Annotated in this window: 5 protein-coding genes; 1 reads left to right on the forward strand and 4 read right to left on the reverse strand. The window is 63.7% G+C overall.

Features of this window, described 5'->3' with window-relative positions; translation table 11 throughout:
• The 3 genes from ABI213_RS09965 to ABI213_RS09975 form a co-directional block, all read right to left on the reverse strand.
• Positions 1–540, reverse strand: a 540-nt coding sequence (locus tag ABI213_RS09965; RefSeq protein ID WP_348026915.1) for an alpha/beta hydrolase, incomplete at its 3' end; no start/stop codon positions are given.
• A gap of 146 nt (positions 541–686) precedes the next feature.
• Positions 687–1,913, reverse strand: a complete 1,227-nt coding sequence (locus tag ABI213_RS09970; protein ID WP_348007701.1) for an SUMF1/EgtB/PvdO family nonheme iron enzyme — start codon at positions 1,911–1,913, stop codon at positions 687–689.
• Between the two features lie 75 nt (positions 1,914–1,988).
• On the reverse strand, positions 1,989–3,137 hold the full coding sequence (locus tag ABI213_RS09975) for a YbdK family carboxylate-amine ligase (RefSeq protein ID WP_348007700.1): 1,149 nt from the start codon (positions 3,135–3,137) through the stop codon (positions 1,989–1,991).
• A gap of 551 nt (positions 3,138–3,688) precedes the next feature.
• Between ABI213_RS09975 and ABI213_RS09980 the strand changes: the two genes are divergently transcribed.
• Entirely contained in the window at positions 3,689–4,585 is an 897-nt protein-coding gene (locus ABI213_RS09980; protein WP_348007699.1) for a TauD/TfdA family dioxygenase, read from the forward strand.
• Between the two features lie 99 nt (positions 4,586–4,684).
• Here ABI213_RS09980 and ABI213_RS09985 read toward each other — a convergent pair.
• Positions 4,685–5,035: transketolase C-terminal domain-containing protein (locus tag ABI213_RS09985; RefSeq protein ID WP_348026917.1), on the reverse strand; the 351-nt coding region annotated here is incomplete at its 5' end.

The following is a 5,035-nucleotide window of genomic DNA, read 5'->3' on the forward strand; positions in this document are numbered from 1 at the left end:
CATCGCGTCGGCCGCCTGTTGCAGCGTGTCAAAGCGCCCGGTTTTGCCCAGGTAGCTGGCGATGCGCTGCAAGGCGGCCACATCCAGCGTGGGGCCAATGTCGTTCAACACCAGGCGGCGCACCGGCACGGGCAGCGGCAGGCCGGGTGTGCCCAGCAGGGCCATGCCGATCAGCCCGCCCATGCTGGTGCCCAGCCAGTCCAGGGTGGTGATGGGCGCTTCACCGTGTACCTGGGCCAGCATCGCCAGCATGTCGCCCGCATAGGTGGGTAACTGGTAGGCCTGCGGATCCTGGAGCCAGTCGCTCTGGCCACGCCCCACCACATCGGGACAAATGACGCGGGCAAATTGACTGAGCGACTGGGCCAGCACGTCGAAGTCACGGCCTTGGCGGGTCAGGCCGTGCACGCAAACCACCACGTGTGGGTTGGCTGGGTCGCCCCACTGCCAATAGGCCATGCGGTGGCCGGTGTGGTCAGGGGCGTTAGATTTAGCGGCAGCACCGGGGCACGGGACGTAACAAAGGCGGGGTTCGGTCATGGTGGATGGCGTTCCAGGCAAGGGGATGGAGCCATCCTAATCCAAACCGCTGCGGCAGCAATTGAAGGGAGGAGGCCCCAATATTTGTATAAAAAGTGCCTCCAGCGCAATATCCACCTGCGCTAGCAGCTATACCTTATATAGCATCACACCGCACACGAGCGAAAGCCCACAAAGCGCACGTCGTCACCTGGCAAGGCAAAGCCACGGAACTTGGGGTGCTTCATGCGGGCACGGGTCGCAAAGGCCGCGCCACGTAGCACTTTGGCCTGGCCAAACCAGGGAACGGAATAGGCCATCCACGGGTCGGCGCTGAAGCCCGGCCAGGGGCGGAAGATGTTGGCCGTCCATTCGTGCACATCGCCCCAGCGAAAGCCCTGGCCTGCGGCACCGATGGCGGCGCGCTCCCATTCCACCTCGCTGGGCAAACGCCGCCCGGCCCAGCGGCACCAGGCATCGGCCTCCCACCAGCTCACATGCATGGCGGGTTGGGTACCGGGCACGCGCAGGCGCTGGCCAAAGCGGGTTTGTAGCACCGCACCGCTGGCTACGCCGATCTGGTCCACATAGCGCGGGCCGCGCCGCCCCTCGCCTTCGGCCAGGGCTTGCAGCCAGGCCCAGCCTTCGGGCAGCCACCAGGCAGCGTTGTCATAGCCACCGTCGTCTACGAACTCGACAAACTGGGCCCAGGTGACGGGCTGTGCGTCGATCTCGAAGGCGGGCACGGCCACCGGATGGGCCCATTTTTCGTTGTCAAACACAAAACCGCCGGGCGGTGAGCCCAAATGCCACTCACAGGCAGGCAGCGCCAACGGGTCGCGCGGTTGCGCACCGCCCGGCGTGGGCAGTTGCAAGGGCACGCCGTGCACCTGGGCCAGAGTAATGAGCTGTTCACTGCGCAGGTCTTCGTGGAACAAGGCCAATCGGTAGAAATACAGCGCGTCGTCGTTCTCGGCGGTTTTCTCCAGCAGCTCTAAGGTACTTTCCAGGGTTTGCAGCAAGAAGTTTTTGGTGGTGGCCAGGTCGGGCCGCGCCAACGGGCCATGGCGCTCCATCTGCTCGGGGTTCCACCAGCGGTCGGCCTCGGGCTCGATGGAGGCCAGGCGGGTGGGCTGGAACGGGCAGGCCGCGCCACGCCCGCGCTGGGTGTTGCGGCCCAGCCAGGCCTCGGCCATCCAGCCGATGTGGCCGGCCAGCCAGCGCGGTTGCAGGCCGTCTACGGCCAGGGTGGGAGCCGACTCAAACTGGTCGAGCAGGTGCAGGGTGTGGTTGCGCGCGTCCATCAAGGCCAGCGACAGCAGGTCGCGCCCTGCCTGGCGCATGGTGGGCGAATCCAGGTGCTGGGGCAGCACATGCGGTGTGCGGGTGGACATGGGTCATTATTGCTTGGGTTATGCCAAACCCAAGCCGATTTAATGGGAAGCCCGTGGCCTAGCCAGAAGGCATCTCTAGGCCAGCAAACGCGCGCAGTGTTCGCGCGAATTCACGGCGTACTCCAGCGGGCCCGGCTGCCAGTGGACCATGCTGGGCGAGGTGTTGAGGATATTGCCCCAGGTCTCGCGCATGGTGTCGGAGTCTTGCTCGTTTTCGGCCTGCTGGTGCAAGCTGCGGATTTTGCGCATGTCGGCATCGCAGGTGGGGTGCGCCTCGATGCGCTCAATCAGCATCGCCAGCCATTGCCGGGCAGGCATCCATTCGCATACCGCCGGGTTGAACAGGCGGGCATCCATGCCGTCGCGGCAGGCCATGAAGCGGCTAACACGCTCGGTGTTGTAGGGAATGGCGATAGGGGCATAACCCAGTTGCCCATGCAGGGCCAGGGCCGAACAGGCACGGGTAAAAGCGGCGAGCGCCACTGCTTTGCGCACGCTCAAAGGTGTGTCAAACACGCGCACTTCGACGGTGCCGAACTCGGGCTTGGGGCGCACGTCCCAATAAATGTCCTTGAGGGATTTGGCCAGGCCGGAATCAAAGATCTCTTGGGTAATCGTCTCAAACTCCGCCCAGCTGTTCACCCGCGGCATAGGGCCGCCGTAGGGGTAGACCAGGGGCTCCAGGGGCCGCGCGGCACAAAAGCCGGTATCCACCCCTTGCTGGAAAGGCGACGCGGCCGACAGGGCGATGAACAAGGGGCTCAGGCTTTGTAGCACATTTGCCAGCTGGACGGCTTCTTCCTTGCCGGGCACGCCGATATGCACATGCATGCCGTAGGTGGAAAAGCGCTTGGGCAGAAAGCCGTATTTGGCGCTGAGTTCGGCGGCCCGGTCGGTTTCGGTGAACTCGCGCTCGTTCCAGAACTGCAAGATGTGGGTGCCGCCGCCGCGCAAATCGACGCCTTGGCGGCGGGCGATTTTCTTCAGCGTCAGCACGTTTTCACGCGTTTCGGCCTCCAGGGCATCGGCATCCTCGTGGATGGAGCTGGTGACTTCCATGGTGGAGAGCGTGGCTTCCAGCGAAAAACGCTCGTGCTCGGGCAGCACTTCCAGCTCGCGCCAGAGCTCGGCGCTGCAGGGTGAGAGCTGTCCGGTGTCTTCGTCCACGAGTTGCAGTTCCAGCTCCATGCCGAATGTGAGTGCTTTTGATTTTTTGAAATCCATGCCTTGGCTCCTTATGGTGCGATGGGGTTTATGGGTCTCTCCAACAGGGTGGAAGAGCAGGGGTAGGCCACCTGGTACACAGCGAGGTGCAGGTGTCGTAGGCCTTATCGGCAATTGGTTTTGGTCTGCCAGCCACCGGCGGCGGGGCTGCCGATGGGGGTGCCACCGTATCCTAAAAGAATCCATTCGCCAAGAATAGTTCCAAAGTCCCTCCGCCATCGGGGGCCTTGCAAAGCTACCCGCGCGGGCCCCGCAGCGCCGGTGGCACAGCGCGTCCATACCCCCAGTCCGGATTAAGGACACCATCCGCACAGTGAACGCAGATGCGTAGGCCGCCACCCGAGCCGGTTCGGCACGGATATTTTTCCGCTCCACCCTACAAACAGCTATTAAATAAATAGCGATCTATGCATATTTCGTCTGCGCCAGGACCTCATACCTATTCGTAGTTAGCAAACAGCAAAAGAATCGTTCCCTTGGCTAAGGCGGCAGCCTACATTCGCGGACTTGCACGGTGATTTCGCCGTCCCCCGCCCACACAAGGTGACACCATGACGACGGTATTCGACACAGCGCCAGCCCCCACGGCGACCCGGCAGCCGCTGGAGATCCGCCCCTTTGGTGCGCCGCTGGGTGCCGAGGTACTGGGACTCGATGTATCCCAACCGCTGGCCGCCGATGACTTTGCGCGTATCCACCGCGCCCACCTGGACCACCACGTGCTGGTGTTCCGCGACCAGCGCATCACACCCCAGCAGCAGGTGGACTTCAGCGCCCGCTTCGGCCCGCTGCAGATCCATGTGCTGAAAAGCTTCCAGCTACAGCACCACCCCGAGATATTGATCGTCTCCAACATCAAGGAAAACGGTGAGCCCATCGGCCTGGGCGATGCCGGTGCCTACTGGCATTCCGACCTGTCGTACAAAGAAAAACCCAGCCTGGGCTCGCTGCTGCACGCACAGGAGCTGCCCAGCGAAGGCGGCGACACCTTGTTTGCCAACCAGCACACCGCCTGGGACACCCTGCCCGTCGCCCTGCAAAACGCCGTGGCGGACCTGCGGGCCGAACACTCTTACCTGGCCAAATACGAGGAGCTGCGCGCCCGCAACCCCTGGCGGCCCAAGCTGACCCCAGCCCAGCTCGACGAGGTGCAGCCGGCCGTGCACCCGGTGGTGCGCACGCACCCGGAAAACGGCCGCAAGGCGCTGTTCGTCAGCGAGCATTTCACCACCCGCATCGTCGGTATTCCTGAAGGCGAAAGCCGCGCCCTGCTGGACGAGTTGTTCGCCCACAGCGCGCGCGCCGCGCTGGTTTACCGCCATGCCTGGCAGCCGCACGACATGGTGTTCTGGGACAACCGGTCTGTGACCCACTTGGCAGCAGGTACCCCTGACCACCAGCGCCGCAAGCTCTACCGCACCACCATCGAAGGCAATACGCCGTTTTAGAAGCCCCCGAGCTGCCAGGCTGCGGTGTTTCTAAATAGCAGGCGCGGACCGCAGCCAGGGCATGGGCGGTGGGCGGTTCAACGCAGAGCCGTGCCAGCCCTACGCTACTAATTTAATAGCTGCTCGTGCACGTTCCACCTGCGCGGGGAAGCGATTTTCTATGGATTTTTGGATGCCTGACGCGTCCAGCCCCTGCATCGCCATCAGCACGGCCGGGTCACCGTGTTCGATAAAGGTATCAGACAGGCCCAGTTGGAGCACAGGCAGGTTCACGCCCGCAGCCTGCAGCGCCTCCAGCACCGCGCTGCCCGCACCGCCCATCACGGCACCGTCTTCCACCGTCACTAAAGCGGCGTGGGTGGCCGCGATCTGCAGCAGCAGCGCTACGTCCAGTGGCTTGGCCCAGCGCATATTCACCACCGTGGCATCCAGCTTCTCGGCCACGGCCAG

The organism is Rhodoferax sp. (genome assembly GCF_039922535.1).
Classification (GTDB): domain Bacteria; phylum Pseudomonadota; class Gammaproteobacteria; order Burkholderiales; family Burkholderiaceae_C; genus Rhodoferax_B.